The 17,306-nt window shown below is 68.3% G+C and carries 20 protein-coding genes (1 of these 20 cut by a window edge); 11 read left to right on the top strand and 9 right to left on the bottom strand.

What is annotated here, in order from left to right:
- Positions 1-61: 61 nt before the first annotated feature.
- Positions 62-364, top strand: a complete 303-nt coding sequence (locus OK349_RS16910) for a polyhydroxyalkanoic acid system family protein (RefSeq protein WP_265119075.1) — start codon at positions 62-64, stop codon at positions 362-364.
- A complete protein-coding gene (locus OK349_RS16905; protein ID WP_265119074.1) occupies positions 361-792 on the top strand; it encodes a hypothetical protein in 432 nt (143 codons plus the stop codon). Before OK349_RS16910 ends, OK349_RS16905 begins: the two co-directional genes overlap by 4 nt.
- Here the strand turns inward: OK349_RS16905 and OK349_RS16900 are convergent.
- The 6 genes from OK349_RS16900 to OK349_RS16875 all read right to left on the bottom strand — a co-directional run bounded on the left by OK349_RS16900 (position 764) and on the right by OK349_RS16875 (position 6,112).
- Positions 764-2,158, bottom strand: coding sequence for a PQQ-dependent sugar dehydrogenase (locus tag OK349_RS16900; protein ID WP_265119073.1), 1,395 nt, complete (start codon positions 2,156-2,158; stop codon positions 764-766). The genes OK349_RS16905 and OK349_RS16900 overlap by 29 nt on opposite strands.
- Complete coding sequence (locus OK349_RS16895; protein ID WP_265119072.1) at positions 2,155-3,069, bottom strand: hemolysin family protein; 915 nt, start codon at positions 3,067-3,069, stop codon at positions 2,155-2,157. The genes OK349_RS16900 and OK349_RS16895 overlap by 4 nt, the downstream gene beginning before the upstream one ends.
- Positions 3,070-3,077: 8 nt before the next feature.
- Positions 3,078-3,587, bottom strand: a complete 510-nt coding sequence (ybeY, locus tag OK349_RS16890; RefSeq protein ID WP_265119071.1) for an rRNA maturation RNase YbeY — start codon at positions 3,585-3,587, stop codon at positions 3,078-3,080.
- Positions 3,580-4,593, bottom strand: coding sequence for a PhoH family protein (locus OK349_RS16885; RefSeq protein ID WP_265119070.1), 1,014 nt, complete (start codon positions 4,591-4,593; stop codon positions 3,580-3,582). Before OK349_RS16885 ends, ybeY begins: the two co-directional genes overlap by 8 nt.
- Before the next feature lie 254 nt (positions 4,594-4,847).
- On the bottom strand, positions 4,848-5,672 hold the full coding sequence (locus OK349_RS16880; RefSeq protein ID WP_265119069.1) for a hypothetical protein: 825 nt from the start codon (positions 5,670-5,672) through the stop codon (positions 4,848-4,850).
- On the bottom strand, positions 5,669-6,112 hold the full coding sequence (locus tag OK349_RS16875; protein WP_265119068.1) for an ABA4-like family protein: 444 nt from the start codon (positions 6,110-6,112) through the stop codon (positions 5,669-5,671). Before OK349_RS16875 ends, OK349_RS16880 begins: the two co-directional genes overlap by 4 nt.
- Positions 6,113-6,160: 48 nt before the next feature.
- Between OK349_RS16875 and OK349_RS16870 the strand changes: the two genes are divergently transcribed.
- The gene (locus tag OK349_RS16870) at positions 6,161-6,769 is read left to right on the top strand and encodes a TetR/AcrR family transcriptional regulator (RefSeq protein WP_265119067.1); all 609 of its coding nucleotides are present in this window, start codon (positions 6,161-6,163) and stop codon (positions 6,767-6,769) included.
- Here the strand turns inward: OK349_RS16870 and OK349_RS16865 are convergent.
- Positions 6,766-7,599: an oxidoreductase gene (locus OK349_RS16865; protein ID WP_265119066.1), complete on the bottom strand. Its 834-nt coding sequence runs from the start codon at positions 7,597-7,599 to the stop codon at positions 6,766-6,768. The genes OK349_RS16870 and OK349_RS16865 overlap by 4 nt on opposite strands.
- Before the next feature lie 73 nt (positions 7,600-7,672).
- On the opposite strand from OK349_RS16865, the gene OK349_RS16860 reads away from it, so the two are divergent.
- A complete protein-coding gene (locus OK349_RS16860) occupies positions 7,673-8,131 on the top strand; it encodes a MerR family transcriptional regulator (RefSeq protein WP_265119065.1) in 459 nt (152 codons plus the stop codon).
- On the opposite strand, the gene miaB is transcribed toward OK349_RS16860, so the two are convergent.
- Entirely contained in the window at positions 8,128-9,465 is a 1,338-nt protein-coding gene (gene miaB / locus OK349_RS16855) for a tRNA (N6-isopentenyl adenosine(37)-C2)-methylthiotransferase MiaB (RefSeq protein ID WP_265119306.1), read from the bottom strand. The two genes, OK349_RS16860 and miaB, sit on opposite strands and share 4 nt — an antisense overlap.
- 70 nt (positions 9,466-9,535) lie before the next feature.
- Here miaB and hisS point away from each other — a divergent pair, with 70 nt between their 5' ends.
- The 6 genes from hisS to OK349_RS16825 all read left to right on the top strand — a co-directional run bounded on the left by hisS (position 9,536) and on the right by OK349_RS16825 (position 16,953).
- The gene (hisS, locus tag OK349_RS16850; RefSeq protein ID WP_265119064.1) at positions 9,536-10,894 is read left to right on the top strand and encodes a histidine--tRNA ligase; all 1,359 of its coding nucleotides are present in this window, start codon (positions 9,536-9,538) and stop codon (positions 10,892-10,894) included.
- Positions 10,895-11,006: 112 nt separating this feature from the next.
- Entirely contained in the window at positions 11,007-12,080 is a 1,074-nt protein-coding gene (prfA, locus tag OK349_RS16845; protein WP_265119063.1) for a peptide chain release factor 1, read from the top strand.
- Complete coding sequence (gene prmC / locus OK349_RS16840) at positions 12,077-12,889, top strand: peptide chain release factor N(5)-glutamine methyltransferase (RefSeq protein WP_265119062.1); 813 nt, start codon at positions 12,077-12,079, stop codon at positions 12,887-12,889. Before prfA ends, prmC begins: the two co-directional genes overlap by 4 nt.
- A 258-nt stretch (positions 12,890-13,147) precedes the next feature.
- Positions 13,148-13,900 (top strand): DUF4167 domain-containing protein, encoded by a 753-nt coding sequence (locus tag OK349_RS16835; protein ID WP_265119061.1) that lies wholly within the window; start codon positions 13,148-13,150, stop codon positions 13,898-13,900.
- A gap of 131 nt (positions 13,901-14,031) precedes the next feature.
- Positions 14,032-15,426: a DUF4139 domain-containing protein gene (locus OK349_RS16830; RefSeq protein ID WP_265119060.1), complete on the top strand. Its 1,395-nt coding sequence runs from the start codon at positions 14,032-14,034 to the stop codon at positions 15,424-15,426.
- A gap of 9 nt (positions 15,427-15,435) precedes the next feature.
- On the top strand, positions 15,436-16,953 hold the full coding sequence (locus OK349_RS16825; RefSeq protein ID WP_265119059.1) for a DUF4139 domain-containing protein: 1,518 nt from the start codon (positions 15,436-15,438) through the stop codon (positions 16,951-16,953).
- On the opposite strand, the gene OK349_RS16820 is transcribed toward OK349_RS16825, so the two are convergent.
- A complete protein-coding gene (locus tag OK349_RS16820) occupies positions 16,950-17,234 on the bottom strand; it encodes a hypothetical protein (RefSeq protein WP_265119058.1) in 285 nt (94 codons plus the stop codon). The genes OK349_RS16825 and OK349_RS16820 overlap by 4 nt on opposite strands.
- A 65-nt stretch (positions 17,235-17,299) precedes the next feature.
- Between OK349_RS16820 and OK349_RS16815 the strand changes: the two genes are divergently transcribed.
- Positions 17,300-17,306, top strand: the start of a protein-coding gene (locus tag OK349_RS16815; RefSeq protein ID WP_265119057.1) for a CBS domain-containing protein. The gene runs 422 nt beyond the window's last position; 7 of the gene's 429 nt are visible here — the first part of the coding sequence; its start codon is at positions 17,300-17,302; its stop codon lies beyond the right edge, outside the window.

Below are 17,306 nucleotides of genomic sequence, written 5' to 3'. Positions count from 1 at the left end.
CCAGACCGTGACAGATACAAGCACGCGGCGTATTAAGGTTGCAGCACACCAAGGAAGCAGCATGACCGAACCCGTCATCGTCGATATCCCGCACAAGCTCGGCCGCGAGGGCGCCCGCGCCCGGCTGGCCGGTGGCGTGGGGAAGATCGGCCAGATGTTCCCCGGCGGCGGCACCGTCCAGGAGAGCTGGCAGGGCGATACGCTGCACTTTACAGTGACGGCGATGGGGCAGAGCGTGGCGAGCCGGCTTGAGGTGTTCGACGACCGCGTCCATGCCGAGGTCGACCTGCCGCCGATGCTCGCGCTGTTCGCCGGCAAGATCCGCGAGAAGCTCCAGAAGGAAGCGCCGAAGCTGCTCGAATGATGATGAACCGCCTGCTGCTCGCCCTTCCGCTCGGCCTCGCCGCTTGCTCCAACGATCCGCCCGAGGCCCCGGCGGGGACCGAGCTGACGACCAACGGCGCGATCGCGGCGCCGGCGCCGGTGCTGACGCCGAAGGCGCTGCCTTCCGCCAGCGGGCCCGGCACCGCCTTCGGGCTGACCACCAGGCAGATCGAGGAGGCCGGCCTGGTCGATGTGCGCGGCACCGACTTGGGCGACGTCCACCGCGTCGAGACCGATGCCTCGGGCAACATCGTCGACGTCGTGATCGAGATCGACGACACCGATCCCGACCGTTTCGTGCGCTTGCCCCTCACCCGGCTGACCGCGGTGGCGGACGGCGACGGCTGGGACCTGCGCGCCGCGACCAGCCGCGACGAGCTTATCGGGCTGCCGCAGGTGGAGCGCTAGGCGAAGCAGCGGGGGCGGGGGCTGCACCCGGCGCGCTGACGCGCCAGATGACGTTGCCGACATCGTCCGCGACCAGCAGCGCGCCGGTCCTGTCCGCGGTCACCCCGACGGGCCGTCCCATCGCCTGGCCCTGCGCATCGAGGAAGCCGGTGAGGACGTCGACCGGCTTGGCGCCCGGCGCGGGCAGCCCGCGGGGGCCGAAGGGGACGTAGACGACCTTGTAGCCCGTCGCCGGCACCCGGTTCCACGAGCCGTGCAGGGCGACGAACGCGCCGCTCACATAGTTCGGCCCGAGCCGCAGGTCCTGCGCGAAGGTGAGCCCCAATGGCGCGGTATGTGCCCCCAGCGCGAAGTCCGGCCGCGCGGTATATTCGCGCAGGTCGGGGCGCCTGGGGGTCACGCGCTTGTCCTCGTACCCGCCCCAATAATGCCAGGGCCAGCCGTAGAAGCTGCCGAAATCGACCTGGGTCATATAGTCGGGCGGCATGTCCGAACCCATCATGTCGCGCTCGTTGACCGCCACCCACAGCCGCTTGGTATCGGGGTTGATCGCCATGCCGACCGGGTTGCGCAGCCCCGAGGCGAAGATCGTCGCGCGGCGCGCCCTCGGATCGACCGCCAGGATCGTCGCGCGGTTCTTCTCGATCTCGATGCCCTTCTCGGCGATGTTCGAGGCCGAGCCGACGGTGACATAGAGCGTATTGCCGTCGGGGCTGGCGATCACATCGCGGGTCCAGTGATTGCCGCCGCCGGGCAGGTCGACGACCTTCTCCGGCTTCGCGGTGATCTTGGTCTCGCCGACCTTGAAGGGATAGCGGATCAACGCATTGTGGTTGGCGACGTAGAGCGTCTCGCCGACCAGCACCATGCCGAACGGCGAATCGAGCCCGTTGGCGGCGGTGAGCAGCTCCGAGCGCGCTTCGGCCACGCCGTCGCCATCGGCGTCGCGCAACAGGGTGATGCGGTTGGCCGAGGGCACGCCGGCGCCTGCACGGCCCATCAGAAACTTCATCACCTTGTTGGTGATGCCGCTCTCCTCGCGCGGCGGCGAGTTGCTCTCGGCGACCAGCACGTCGCCATTGGGCAGGCGGTAGAGCCAGCGCGGATGATCGAGCCCGCGCGCGAACGCGTTGACCTGGAGCCCGGCAGCGGCGGTCGGCATCGCGCCCTGCGGCCAGCCTACCGCCTTGGCGACCTTGACTGTCGGGAAGCTCTGGTTGCGCGGGTCGCTCAGTTCCGGGCGCTGCCCGGCGACGGCATTGGCATCGAGCCGCGCCACGTCGGGCCGGCTCACCCACCAGAAGAAGCCCGCCGCGAACAGGATCAGCCCCAATCCGACGATCAGGAACATGCGCAGACGCTTCATTCTTCGGGTCCCTTGCGTACGACAGGCGGGTGGAGGCGCAGACGCCGGACGCGGGTCGCATCGGCCTCGAGCACTTCGAGCGTCCACCCGCTCGGATGCTTCAAGCATTCGCCTGGCCCGGGGACATGGCCCGCCAGCACGAAGGCGAGCCCGCCCAGCGTCTCGATATCCTCCTCGACCTCGCCCAGCCGCGGATCGATCGCCGCGGCGACATCCTCGAGCTCGGCGCGGGCGTCGGCGTCCCAGCCGCCGTCGTCGAGCGGCACGAACAACGCTTCCGGGGCGTCGTCATGCTCGTCGTCGATCTCGCCGACGATCTCCTCGACTAGGTCCTCGATCGTGATGAGGCCCTCGGTCCCCGAATATTCGTCGAGTACGATGGCGAGGTGCGTGCGGCTCGCCTGCATCTGCGCGAGCAGGTCGAGCGTGCCCATCGACTGCGGGACGTAGAGCGGCTGGCGCATCAGGTTGGTGATCCTGGCCGGCGGGCCGGCGCCCGCGGCGAGGGTCGAGAACACGTCCTTGATGTGGATCATGCCGATCACGCGGTCGAGCTTCTCGCGGTAGACCGGCAGGCGGCTATGGCCCGCCTCGGCGAAGAGCTGGACCAGCTCGGAGAAGCTGGTCTTCTCCTCGACCGCGATGATGTCCGCGCGGGGCACGCCGACATCACCCGCATCGCGCTCGCCGAAATGAAGGAGGTTGCGCAGCATCTTGCGCTCGAGCGGAGAGAGGTCGCCATTCTTCGCGGGGGCACCGCCCTCTTCCTCGACCTCGTCGATCGCATCCTCGATGCGCTCGCGCAGCGTCTCCTCATGCTCCTCCCCGAACAGCAGGGTGCGAAGGCCGCGCCATATTCCGCCTTCGCTGCTACTGTCGCCGTTCCCGCTGCTACTGGGTCCGTCCGCCATTTCCCGGGTCAATCCTCGCGTACCAGATAGGGGTCGGGGATCCCCAAAGTCTCGAGCGCGGCGCGCTCCATCGATTCCATCGCCTCGGCTTCGGAATCCCCCTGATGGTCGTAGCCTAGCAAATGCAGCACCCCGTGGACAATGAGGTGCGTGGCATGATCCTCGACCGAAATGCCCTTGTCCGCCGCCTCGTTCGCACAGACGCCGTGGGCGAGCACGATGTCGCCCAGGATCACCTCGCCATCGTCGCTGTTCTGGGTCAGCGCCTCGATCAGGTCGGGCTCGACCATCGGGAAGGACAAGACGTTGGTCGGCTTGTCCTTCTGACGGTACTGCGCGTTGAGCTGGTGCACCTCGTCGTCCGAGGTCAGCCGCACTGCGATCTCGATCACGGCGTCGGCGGCGGCGAGCTCGCCGAAGGGCGTCTGCTCGACCGCCGCGGCGGCAGCCCTGACGCCGATCGCGTCCCAGTCGAGCTCGGGCCAATCGCCCTCGCGCTGGACCGCGACGTCAAGCATCGGTGCGGCCTTCGCCCTCATAGGCTTCGACGATGCGGCCGACGATCGGATGACGGACCACGTCGCCGATGCCGAAGCGGACCATTGCCATCCCCTCGATCCCCTCGAGCTTGCCCACCGCATCGTTGAGGCCCGAGGTGGACGGGCCGCCGGGCAGATCGGTCTGCTTGGGATCGCCGCACACCACCATGCGGCTGTTCTGGCCGAAGCGGGTGAGGAACATCTTCATCTGCATCGGCGTGGTGTTCTGCGCCTCGTCGAGGATGACGAAGGCGTCGGCGAGGGTACGGCCGCGCATGAAGGCGATCGGCGCGATCTCGATCTCGCCCGAGGCGATGCGCCGCTCGACCTGCTCGGCGGGCAGGCAATCGTAGAGCGCATCGTAGAGCGGGCGCAGGTACGGATCGACCTTGTCCTTCATGTCGCCGGGCAGGAAGCCCAATCGCTCGCCCGCCTCGACCGCGGGGCGCGACAGGATCAGGCGCTTGACCGAGCCGGTGATCAGCTGCGCGACTGCCTGGGCAACCGCGAGATAGGTCTTGCCGGTGCCCGCCGGCCCGAGCGCGAAGATGATGTCGTTCGACACCAGCGCGCGCATGTAGGCGGTCTGGGTCATCGAGCGCGGAACGATCGTCTTGTTGCGCGTCCGGATCATGATCGGCGGCGGACCGTCCTCGTCATTCTCGGCGCGGACGATGCCGGTCAGCATCGGTTCGCTCGACATCGCGATCACCGCGTCGATCAGCCCCGTATCGATGTCCTCGCCGCGGATCACGCGGGTATGCAGCTCGGTCAGCACCTCGCGGGCATGCGCGACGGCTTCGGCGCTGCCCTCGATCACCACGCGCTGGCCGCGCGCGTGGATATAGACGCCGAGCCGCTCCTCGAGCGCGAGAATGTTGCTGTCATATTCCCCGAACAGCTGCGGGAGCAGCTGGGGCCGGTCGAACGTCACCTCGACGCGGGCGCGTTGTCCTTGCTGGGCGGGGACGGGTTTGCGGCTCATGCGGTCCTTTCGCTGATTGAAAAGTCACAAAGGTCACGCTCCCCTTCGCGCGGGAGCATGACGGCCAGTTGACGAGGTTGACAGATTCGCGCGTGTGTCAGGCGGCCATCTGAGGCCAAACCGGGATATGGCGCGGAGGTTCCGTTACGCATGTCGTGCGGCGGAGGATGGCAGAGCCGGACCATGTAGGACAGGGCAAAATCACCCACGGGCGCTTTGGCCCGCGGGTGACGCAAGCGGGCAACAGTTTGAGGTCAGAGCGGCAGCAGCGCGCGGCCGGCCACCGCCTGGTAGAACACGCCGAGGGTGAGCGCGGCATAGATTGCGCTTCCGCCCAGCACCGCGGTCCAGCGCAGGCGCGCCGACGCCCCGGCGACCGCGGCGGCGAGCAACGGGATCGCCTGCTCGGCATGGATGCCGAAGAAATGCGCGATGCGCAGATCGCCGCCCAGCCGGTTCCAGCCGAACAGCGGCACGCTGCCGCCGGCCTGGCCGACGGCATGGCCCGCCTGCGAGCTCATATAGCCGCCGAGCGTGGCGCCCAAAGCGAAGGTGAGCAGCAGCCCGATCACCACCGCCGCGACGAAGCTGCGCTGCAGGCCGGGCGCGGGCCGCCGGGCGATCTCCCAGGCGAGCGGCAGCGTGGTTGCGGTGAGGATCACCGCGCCCAGGCCCATCAGCGCGTACATGATCGCGTGGAAGGGCGTGCCCGTGTTGAAGTGCGATTCGAGCCCTCGCGCGGCCTGGAAGACGATATAGGCGAGCTCGAACGTACCGCTGGCGATCAGGGCGAAGACCGTCCCACGCATCAGCCGGCTGTTGCGCCGCTCGGGCCGGACATAGCCCATGAACCATGCCGCGGTGAATGCGAACACGCTGACCGAGATGAAGAACTTGGCGGGCTTGACCCAGATGCCGACACCGCTGGCCAGCGTGCGCGGGTCGACGAATTGGAGCAGGATCGCGACGGCACCGAGCGCCAGCGTGGCGAGGCCATAGCGGGTGAGCAGCCGATGGCGGCGATCGAACTCGGCGAGCAGCTGCGACGGGCGCGCGGGATTGAGCGCGAGGGCGGTCATTGCACGGTCTCCTTATTGGCGAGCACGGCGCGCGCGGCGAGGTAGAGAAGCGGCCCCGCCGGGCCGAGCAGGAAGGTGAGCGGGAGGCATGGGAGAACGATCAGCGGTGAAATGCCGCGACTCGCGGCGTCGCGGCTGATCCACGCGCCAATGAACAGGTCGAAGGCGAGATAGTGGAGCCAGCCCGCGGTGAGCGCGGCATCGTTGGCGAACAGCGTGCGCACCGCCTCTACCGAGCTGAAGCCGCCCTGCTCGAACCCGCTGCGGCCCTGCCAGATCAGCAGGACGTAACCGATCGCGAGGATCGCCGGGATGACGAATTGCGCGGCGGGCCAGGCGTAGGTCCGCGCCGGCTTGACGAACAACGCGACGAGCAGGGCCAGCCAGCCGAGCATCGCGAGGTTGCTGGCGAGGCCGAAGATGGACGACGGATCGAGCATGTTGCGACTCCAATCTGAACAGCGTATAGATTGGGTATGAATGATGAAGTGAACAGTGTCAAGATGGCGGGCCGCGCCTATCATCACGGGGCGTTGCGCGAGGCGCTGATCGACGCCGCCGAGGCGATCATCGCGGAGCGCGGCGTGGAAGGATTCTCGCTGCGTGAGGCGGCGCGGCGGGCGGGCGTCTCACCCGCCGCGCCAGGGCATCATTTCGGCGATGCGCGCGGGCTGCTGACTGCGGTGGCGACACGCGCCTTCCGCGATTTCGGCGACGCGCTGGAGGCGGGCACCACGGGCGAGGACCCGCGCGAACGAATCCGCGGACAGGGCATCGCCTATGTCCGCTTCGCGCTCGCCAACCGCGCGCGCTTCGAGCTGATGTGGCGCAAGGCGCTGCTCGACCGCGAGGACCCCGATTATTGCGCGGCCGGCGACCGCGCATTCCTGCTCCTCGACCGCGCCGCGCGCGGGGCGGGTGCCCCCGAAGCGCCCGACCTCACGGTGCTGGCGCCGTCGATCGCGGCCTGGTCGATCGTCCACGGCTTCGTCGAGCTGGCGCTGAGCGGCGCGTTCGGGACCGGGCCGGAGGAGCTGGAGGCGGCGACCGAGCAGCTGCTGCCGCGCGTGCTCGATCACCTGGTGGCGGCGGGCTAGCCGATCCGCCCCGATTGACTCAGCCGCCACATCAGCGCGTCGAGCCAGCGGTCGGGCAGCCAGCGCACGAGGAACAGGAAGAACTGCGCCCCGCCGCCGGTGGCATAGCGGATGCGCGGGCGGCGTGCGGTGGCCGCCTTGGCGATGGTATTGGCGACCACCTCGGGCGGGGAGGCGAGGCTGGAGCCCTCCACGCTGCCCAGCAGCGCGGCGTGCTTGAGCGCCCAGGGCGCATAGGCGCTCTTGCCCGAGCGCTCGACCAGGCTCTGTCCGGCGATGCCCTGCCATTCGGTGCGGATCGCCCCGGGCTCGATCACTACCACGCGGATGCCGAACGGGCGAAGCTCCATGCGCAGGCAGTCGCTCAGGCCCTCCACCGCGAACTTCGTCGCGTGGTACCAGCCCCCGAACGGCTCGCCGGACTTGCCGCCGATCGAGGTGACGTTGACGATCGTGCCCGTTTGCTGCGCGCGCATCAGCGGCGTCGTCAGCTGGCACAGCCGCGCGAGGCCGAACAGATTGACCTCGGTCTGCCGCCGCGCCTCCTCCATCGGCACGTCCTCGATCGCGCCATAGCTGCCATAGCCGGCATTGTTGACGAGCAGGTCGAGGCGGCCGGCGGCGGCGCGGATCGTCTCGATCGCGGCGACGATCGATGCGTCGTCGGTCAGGTCGAGATGGATCAGCTCGGCGCCGAGGCAGCGGAGCGGCTCCATCCGGTCGAGGCGGCGGGCGGCGGCATAGACCTTCCAGCCGTCCTGGATCAGGCGCTTGACGGTGGCTTCGCCGATCCCGGCCGAGGCGCCGGTGACGAGAGCGATTTTCTGCATGCGGCACTCCAATTGATCTCTGGAGTCCGACCATATAAGTGTGGACCATAGTCCATGGTCAAGGGTGTTTGGAATGCTGATCTCCGAATTCGCGAAGCGGGCGGGGCTGAGCGTCGACACCGTCCGCTTCTATATCCGCAAGGGATTGCTCGCGCCCGGGACGGGGGTGAAGGGCGGATCGAACCCGTACCAGCTCTTCACCGCCGAGCATCTGGAAGTGGCGCGCGCCATCCGCATGGCGCAGGGGCTGGGCTTCACCCTGCGCGAGATCGCGACGCTGGCGGCGGAATATAATGCCGGCATGACCGCCGCGCGCAGCCTCGAGCTGATGCAGGCGCAACTCGCCCGGCTCGAGGAGAAGGCCGCGCAACTGGGCGCGATGATCGACTATACCCGCGCCAAGGTGGCGTGGCTCGAAGGCGGTCAGCAAGGCGGCGAGCCGGTGCTCGGCGATTATGAAGGGTGCTCGACGCGCTTCGGTGCGGGCCCGCTCGGCCAGCCGGACGCTGCGGAACTCCGCTCCGTCGCCTAGGCTGCCGCCTTCACCTTCGCCACGCCCGCGAGCGAATTGGGGCCGGCCTGGACGATCTCGACCTCGACCAGATCGCCGACCTGCGCGTCGGTCATCAGATGGATCGATTGCAGCCAAGGCGACTTGCCGAGCATCTGGCCTGCTAATTTGCCGTTGCGCTCGATCAGGACGGTGCAGCTCTTGCCCACGGTTGCCGCGTTGAACGCGGCCTGGTCGCGGTTGAGAGCATCCTGCAGGCGCTGGAGACGATCGTCCATCACTTCGGCGGGGACGGCGCCGTCCATCTCCGCCGCCGGGGTGCCGGGGCGGGGCGAGTATTTGAAGCTGAAGCACTGGGCATAGCCGACCGCGTCGACCAGGCTCAGCGTGTCGCGGAACTCGTCCTCGGTCTCGCCGGGGAAGCCGACGATGAAGTCCCCCGACAGGGCGATGTCGGGCCGCGCCTCGCGGACGCGATCGAGGATGCGCAGGTACGAATCGCGGCTGTGGCTGCGGTTCATTGCTTTCAAGACGCGATCGTTGCCCGCCTGCACGGGGAGGTGGAGGAAGGGCATCAGCTTCTCCACCTCGACATGGGCGCGGATCAGGCCTTCCTTCATGTCGTTGGGGTGGCTGGTGGTGTAGCGGATGCGGTGCAGTCCCTCGATTCCGTCGAGCGCGCGGATCAGGCCGTGCAGGCCGGTGCCGGCATCGTCGTCCCACGCATTGACGTTCTGGCCGAGCAGAGTGATCTCGCGCGCGCCGGCATCGACCAGCGCCTTCGCCTCGTCGAGGATCGCGTCGAACGGGCGGCTGACTTCGGCGCCGCGGGTATAGGGCACGACGCAATAGGTGCAGAACTTGTCGCACCCTTCCTGCACGGTGAGGAAGGCCGAGGGCGGCACGCGGCGGCGGGCGGGGAGCGCGCCGAACTTGCTCGCGATCGGCATGTCGGTGTCGACCGCGCTCGCGCCCGATGCGGCCTGCGCGACGAGCGCGGGAAGGTTGTGATAGGCCTGCGGCCCGACCACGACATCGACTTTGGCCCGCCGCACGATCTCCTCGCCCTCGGCCTGCGCGACGCAGCCGGCGACCGCGATCATCGGCGCATCGCGCTCGCCCTGGCGCGCATTCTTCCGCAAGCGGCCGATGTCCGAATAGACCTTCTCGGTCGCCTTCTCGCGGATGTGGCAGGTGTTGAGCACGACGAGGTCGGCGCTCTCGGCATCGGCGGCGGCGGTCATGCCCTGCGCGGCCATCAGCTCGGCCATGCGCTCGCCGTCATAGACGTTCATCTGGCAGCCGAAGGACTTGACGTGATAGGTTTTGGGCGCGGACTTCATCCCGGCGCCTATAGTCCAACGGGCTGCACCGCGAAACCGCCTCTGGCGTTCCGCCCCCTCTGCCAATAGATAGCCCGCCCAAATGGCACGGATCGAGACCCCCAAGCGCGTGCGCGGCACGCAGGACATCTTCGGCGAGGAGCAGCGCCGCTTCGCGCGCGTCGTCGAAGCGTTCGAGCATGTGCGGCGGCTCTATTGCTTCCAGCAGGTGCAGGTGCCGGTGTTCGAGGCGACCAACGTGTTCGCGCGCAGCATGGGCGAGACCTCGGACGTCGTCTCCAAGGAGATGTACACCTTCCCAGACCGCGGCGATGATCTGCTGACGCTGCGGCCCGAGTTCACCGCGGGCATCTGCCGCGCCTATATCACCGAGGGGTGGCAGCAGTACGCGCCTTTGAAGCTGACCACGCACGGGCCGGTGTTCCGCTACGAGCGGCCGCAAAAGGGGCGCTACCGCCAGTTCCACCAGATCGACGCCGAGATCATCGGCGCGGCCGAGCCTGCGGCGGATGTCGAGCTGCTGACCTTTGCCGACCAGCTGCTGCGCGAGCTGGGGATCGCCGAGGGCGTGACGCTTCAGCTCAACACGCTGGGCGACGCGGAGACGCGCGAGGCGTGGCGTGGCGCGCTGGTGGCGCATTTCGAGAAGCATCGCGGCGAGCTGTCCGAGGACAGCCTGACCCGGCTCGAGAAGAACCCGATGCGAATCCTGGACTCGAAGGACCCGCGCGACCGGCCGGTGGCGGATGCGGCGCCGGATATCGACGCGTTCCTGACCAGCGAGGCGGGGGCGTTCTTCGAGGCGGTGACCAAGGGGCTGGATGCGGCTGGCGTCGCCTGGACCCGCAATGCGCGGCTGGTGCGCGGGCTCGACTATTACCGCCACACTGCGTTCGAGTTCGTGACCGACCGGCTCGGCGCGCAGGGCACGGTGCTGGCGGGCGGGCGCTATGACGGGCTGATCGGCAATCTCGGTGGATCCGAGACGCCGGGCGTGGGCTGGGCCGCTGGGATTGAGCGGCTGGGGATGTTGATCGAGGCGCCGGAGGTCGAAACGATTGACGTCGCCGTGATCCCGATGGGCGAGGCTGCGATGGCGCATTGTCTGCGTGTTGTAGCGAGCTTGCGTCGTGCCGGGGTCGTCGCCGACATGGGTTTTCGAGGGAATTTGAAGAAGCGGCTGTCGAAAGCCTCCGAAGGCGGCGCGCGATATGCGGTTCTCGTCGGCGAGGAGGAGATCCAATCCGGTCTCTTTACGATCAAGGATCTGGCGAGCGGAGAGCAGGAGAAGCTACTGGCAAAGCTGGTTCCGCAAACGCTTTGGGATTTTCTCTGGGACGATTCCGCGCCTGACGATCGGCCTCCGTTGAGCCAGCGGATGCCGCAGAAGAGCGGCGTCTTCTGGACGCTGCCATCAGGCAAGATTGTTGACCCGCTGTGATCCTTCCGAACCTCCGTCGGCCCGGCCTTGAGTCGGGGTCCCGCTTTTTCGCGGCCGGGCTAGACAGCTGGACCCCGGGTCAGACCCGGGGCGACGTAGCGAGCGCTTCGTCGTGACCCGCATCTCGCCCGACAAGATCGCCGCGATCGAGGCGCGGCGCGATGAGCTGCAGGCGATGATGGCGACCGGCGACCTGCCGTCGGACCGTTTTGTCGCCGTCTCCAAGGAATATGCCGAGCTCGAACCGGTCGCCGCGGCGGCGGGCGAGGTGCGGCGGCTGCGCGAGGAGGCGGCGAGCCTCGCCGAGATGAGCCGCGACGGTGATCCCGAGCTGCGCGCGATGGCGAGCGAGGAACTGCGCGAGAATGAGGACGCGCTGGCGAAGGCCGAGCATGCGCTCGCGCTGTCGCTTCTCCCGCGCGACGCGGCCGACGAGCGCGCGGCGATGCTCGAGATCCGCGCCGGCACCGGCGGCGACGAGGCGGCGCTGTTCGCGGGCGACCTGCTGCGCATGTACACCCGCTATGCCGAGCGGCTGGGGTGGAAGGTCGAGATGATCGCCGCCAGCACGTCGGAGGCCGGGGGCTTCAAGGAAGTCGTCGCCAGCGTCGCGGGCAAGGGCGTGTTCGCCAAGCTCAAGTTCGAGAGCGGCGTGCACCGCGTGCAGCGCGTGCCGGTGACCGAGAGCGGCGGGCGCATCCATACGTCCGCAGCGACTGTGGCGGTGCTGCCCGAGGCGGAGGAGGTCGATGTCGAGATTCGCAACGAGGATCTGCGCGTCGACATCTACCGCTCGTCGGGCGCGGGCGGGCAGCACGTCAACACCACCGATTCGGCGGTGCGGCTGACGCATATCCCGACCGGGCTGGTCGTGATCCAGCAGGACCAGCGCTCGCAGCACAAGAATCGCGACAAGGCGATGCAGGTGCTGCGCACGCGGCTCTACGAGCTCGAGCGCGAGCGGCTGGCGAGCGAGCGCTCGGGCGCGCGCAAGTCGATGGTGGGATCGGGCGACCGTTCGGAGCGAATCCGCACCTATAATTTCCCGCAGGGGCGGGTGACCGATCACCGCATCAACCTGACGCTGCATCGCCTGCCCGAGATCCTCGAAGGCGAGATGGACGAGTTGATCGGCGCGCTGGTCGCGGAGGACGAAGCGGAGCGGCTGGCGGCGCTCGATTCGTGACGGTCCGCGCGGCGATCGCCGCGGCGGCCGCGCGCATTCCATCGGACACGCCGCGGCTCGATGCCGAGCTGCTGATGGCCGCTGCCTTGGGCGTGTCCCGCGAGACGATGCTGCTGTCGCGATTGAACGAACCCGAGCCGTTCCAGTATTCGGCGCTGGTCGAGGAGCGGATCGCGCATAAGCCGATGGCTTATATCCTCGGCAGCCGGGGGTTCTGGACGATCGAGCTGCGTGTGGGCCCCGGTGTGCTGGTGCCGCGCGCAGACAGCGAGACGCTGATCGAGGCGGCGGTAGCGCATTTCGCGGGGACCGATGGGCCGCGGCGGGTGCTCGACCTTGGCACCGGGCCGGGTACTTTGTTGCTGGCCGCGCTCTCAGAGTGGCCGGAAGCCAGTGGGCTGGGGATCGATGCGTCGCCCGAGGCGCTCGAATATGCGCGCACCAATGCCACCATGCTCGACATGACGGGCCGCGCGCGGTTCGAGCTGGGCGACTGGGCCAACGGCCTCGACGGACAGTTCGACCTCATTCTCTGCAACCCACCCTATATCGGTACCCAGGAAGAGCTGGCTCCCGAAGTACGCGACCACGAACCCGCCACCGCCCTGTTCGCCGGCGCGGACGGGCTCGACGCCTATCGCCGCATCGTGCCCGACCTGCCGCGGCTGCTCGCGCCGGGCGGGATCGCGGTGCTGGAGATTGGCTGGACGCAGGGCGAAGTGGTCTCGGCGCTGGTCCGCGACGCGGGGCTGACACCGGCGATTCGCAAGGACCTGGGCGGGCGCGATCGCGTCGTCACGGCAAGTTGAACTATCGCCTCCCGATACCAATATAGTGCTTGGAGATTGGTGCCCCACGGGCTAAAGATGACCCCGGGGAAGGCACTTTCGACCTAAATCGTTGAAAAGGCACGCCGACCCAATCCAAGGCATGTACGCTGCTGAATGTCCGGCAGCCATGCGGGGCGCCGCTCCGGGCCAGTTCCGGCGCGGCGGGCGGGATAACACGCATCCGGGATCGCTGATGATCGATGGCGGATTGAGTAAGGACAGGACACACAGACGTTGATGAACAATCGTCAGGCGAACAACGGCCGCCGGCGTGGCCGTGGTGGCCAGCGCCAGCAGGGTGGCAACCCCAATCAGGGCAATGGCAACCGCATCGACAACCGCGCGCGCGGCAACGCCGCCCAGTTGCTCGAGAAGTACAAGAATCTGGCGCGTGACGCGCAGATGCAGGGCGACCGCGTCAACACCGAATATTACCTCCAGTTCGCCGATCACTATTTTCGCGTGCTGGCCGAGAGCCGCTCGCGCTTCGAGGAGCAGGATCGCCAGCGCCGCAACCGCGACGATTTCGACGGCGATGACGATGATCTCGACGATGGCAGCGAGGGCATGCGCGCGAATGAGGGCGATGCCGGCGACGCCAGTGAGGAGGGGGGCGAGCCGCAGCGCTTCGAGCGCCGCGAGGGCCGCCGCGACCGCGACGGTCAGCGCGAACCGCAGCGTGAGCCGCGCCGCGACCGTGAAGGTCAGCGTGATGCGCGCCGCGACCGCCCGGCCAATGGCTATGACGGCGAGGTCGACCAGCCTGTCGCCGCCAACGAGGACGAGGCTCCGCGCGACGACGAGATGCGCGAGGAAGGCCGCCGCCGTCGCGGCCGTCCGCGCCGCGAAGAGGCCGAGGACATGGACGAGCTGCCCGGCATCGCCGCGGTGCTTCCGCCCGCGCTCGGCGTCGAGGGCGAGGTGGTGGTCGAGGCCAAGCCGCGCCGCCGCCGCGTGAAGAAGGACGAGGAGCCCGCCGCGGCGGAGTGAGCTTTCGCCCGAACGAGAATCGAGGCCGGTCCGCTACCCGCGGGCTGGCCTTTTTCGTTGGCGCCGCTTTGACCGTTGACACGGATCGCGCGGTGACGATGCTGGCCGCACATATCGGTAGGGGGAGTGCGATGCGGCGTCTGAAGCCAATTCTTGCAGGGGCTCTTGCGGCGGCCGGCGCCGTGCTTCCCGGAACCGCGTTCGCGCAGATTGTCGAGACGCCCTCGGCCCAGGGCGAGGTCGCGGTCACCATCTACAACAACAATCTCGCGTTGGTGCAGGACAAGCGCGAGCTGCGGCTGCCCGCGGGGAAATCGAAACAGGATTTTCCCGACGTCGCGGCGCAGATCCGGCCGGAGACGGTGACGCTGTCCGCGCCGGGCGCGGCGATCGTCGAGCAGAATTTCGACTTCGACCTGCTCACCCCCGAAGCGCTGATGGAAAAGGCAGTGGGGCAGAACGTCACCGTCGTGCGCGAGGGCAAGAGCATGCCCGCCAAGGTGCTCGCTTATAATAACGGCGCGGTGGTCGAGATCGGCGGCCGGATCGAGGTGCTGAACGAGAAGGACCGTGTGGTCTTCCCGTCGCTCCCGCCGTCCTTGCGCGCGCGCCCGACGCTGTCGGTGACGCTTGACGCCGAAGCCGCCGGGCCACGGCCGGCGACGCTCTCCTACCTGACCTCCGGCATGAGCTGGAAATCGGACTATGTCGCGCTGTTCGACGAGAAGGCGGGCAAGATCGACGTCCAGGGCTGGCTGACGCTGACCAACAACAGCGGCACCACCTATGCCAATGCCAGCACATTGCTCGTCGCCGGGGTGGTCGGCAACAGCGGCGAGCGCGGCGGGCCTCGCTACGGCGCGCCGCGCCGCGGCTCGCTCGAGCAGGCGGGCACCGAGACCGCCGGCCGCGAGCAGCTCGGCGACTTCTATGTCTATCCGATTCCCGGCCGGATCACGATCGCGCAGCGCCAGCAGAAGCAGGTGAGCTTCCTCAACGTCGCGGGCGCGCCGGCGGCGCGGGTCTATGCCTTTCGCAACCCCTGGCTCGGCCGGCAGGACCAGGCGCGCAGCGTCGACACCGTGCTGCGCTTCTCCTCGTCGAAGGAAGGCGGGCTCGGCGACGCGCTGCCCGCGGGCACGGTGCGCATCTATATGCGCGACGCGCGCGGCGCCCCGCAGTTCATCGGCGAGAACAATATCGGCCACACCCCGATGGGCTCGCGCCTAGGGATCAAGACCGGCGAGGCGTTCGACGTGAAGGTCAAGGTGGTGGTGCAGGCGCGCGAGCGGCTGGACGACTTCAAGTGGCGCACCACGATGGCCTATACGCTCACCAACGCGCGGCCCGAGGCGGTGACGGTCGAGCTGTCGCAGGGCGGGCTCGACAGCTGGTGGAAGGACACCCGCATCCTCAGCGAGAGCCTGAAGAGCGAGCGCGTCGACGCCGACGAGACGCTGTGGAAGGTGAGCGTGCCCGCCAATGGCGAGGCGAGCGTCACCGCCACCTTCGAAACCCGGTACTGAGCGCCGCCCGTGCGGCGGCTGCGCATATCGCTGCTGACGCTTGCCATGCTGGCGGGCGCGGGCGGCGCGCAGGCGCAGAGCGTGCAGACGTCCGCAGCACCCGATTCGGTCGCGGTCACCGTCTATCGCGCGCCTAATCGTGACGCGGATACGAAGATCAATCTTGGCTGGCTCGGCGGCTATGCGCTGATCACCGAGACGCGAACGATCACGATTCCCGCGGGGCGTGCGGTGATCCGGTTCGAGGGCGTGGCGTCGGGCATCCTGCCCGAGAGCGCGATCGTCACCGGCCTGCCCGCCGGGGTGCGCGAGAAGAATCTCGACGGCGAATTGCTCTCGGCCGCGAGCCTCTACAGTCGCGGCTATGCGCGGCCGGTGACGCTGCGCCGCACCCGCGACGGCAAGACGGTCGAGGAGCGCGCGGTGATCCGCTCGGGACCGGAAGGGTCGGCGATCGTCGAGACCGCGCGCGGGTTCGAGGTGCTCAACTGCGGCCCGACCGAGGATGCGATCGCCTATGACGGGGTGCCGGCCGGGCTTTCGGCCAAGCCCACTTTGTCGGTCGAGACCGAATCGCCGCAGGGCGGGACCGCGACGGTGACGCTGTCCTATCTCGCCTGGGGGTTCGACTGGCAGGCCAATTATGTCGCGACGCTGCACCCGGGCGCGGCGGCCGCCGATCTGTTCGCCTGGGTGACGCTGGCGAGCACCGATATGACGAGCTTCGCCGATGCGCAGACGATGGTCGTGGCGGGCAAGGTCAACCGCACCACGGGGCGGACGTCGAATCCCTATGAGGCGGCCGATACGTTCGAGTTCCGATGCTACCTCAAGGAGCCGGTGAGCGTGCAGGGCATTGTCGATTTCGCGCCGCCGCCCCCGCCGCCCCCGCCGGCGCCGATGGCGATGCGAGCCGAGGCGATCGTCGTCACCGGATCGCGGATGCGCAAGGTCGTCCAGGAGGATCTCGGCGACCTCAAGGCCTATCGCGTGCCCGAGCCGACCACGGTCGCGGCCAAGTCGCAGAAACAGGTGGCGCTGCTCGCCAAGGACGCAGTGCCGGTGCGAATCGTCTATGTCGCCGATTTCTATCCCGATCAGGCGACGACACCGCGGATCGAGCTGCGCGCGGTGAACAAGGCGGACAAGGGACTAGGGCTGCCGCTGCCCGCCGGCCCGGTCGCGCTGTTCGAGCGGCACGGCAAGCGCGAGCTGCTGATCGGCGAATCCGCGACCGACGACAAGGCGGTCGGCGAGGATGTCGAGATCAAGTTCCAGGAGGCGAGCAACGTCACGCTCGAGCTGCGTAACGTGAAGAACGAACCCAAGGGGCGGCAGTTCGAGGCGGTGGTGCGCAACGCCAATCCCTTCGCGATTCGCTTCGAGGGCGATTTCGAGATCGGCGACGATCGCGTGCGCAAGGCCTCCGCCAGGCTCGGCAAGAAGGACGGGCGCAGCCTCTGGGCGGTGACCGTGCCGGCAAACGGCAGCGCGACATTGCGCTATACGCTCAGCGCGCCGCGCTAGGGTTCCCTGCGCTCGGTGGCGTCGCGAGAGCGCTCGTCATGACCCGTCCCCGAGCTCATGAAGATCAGACCCATCAGCGCGCCGCCGAGCAGGACCGAGAGCCCGATGCCGATCGCCATCGCGATCGATGCGTGGAGCTGGAACTCGCCAATCGAGATGTAGAGCGCGACCACCGCGACGACCGCGGAGAGCAAGGCGACCACCGCGACGATGCCGAAGATGCGGCGATAGCGGCCCCAGGCGAGGCGGGCATAGTCCGGATTGTCGAGATCGGGTTTCATGCCCTTTCAATTGGGGGCGAAACGTGGGATTCTCAACCGCCTAAAACAGGAGAAGGAGACTGGCGATGACGA

It is taken from the genome of Sphingomonas sp. BT-65, from assembly GCF_026107375.2.
Taxonomy (GTDB): Bacteria; Pseudomonadota; Alphaproteobacteria; order Sphingomonadales; family Sphingomonadaceae; genus Sphingomonas.
Note: the sequence above shows the minus strand (reverse complement) of the source record. Positions and strands in the feature narration are given on the sequence as shown.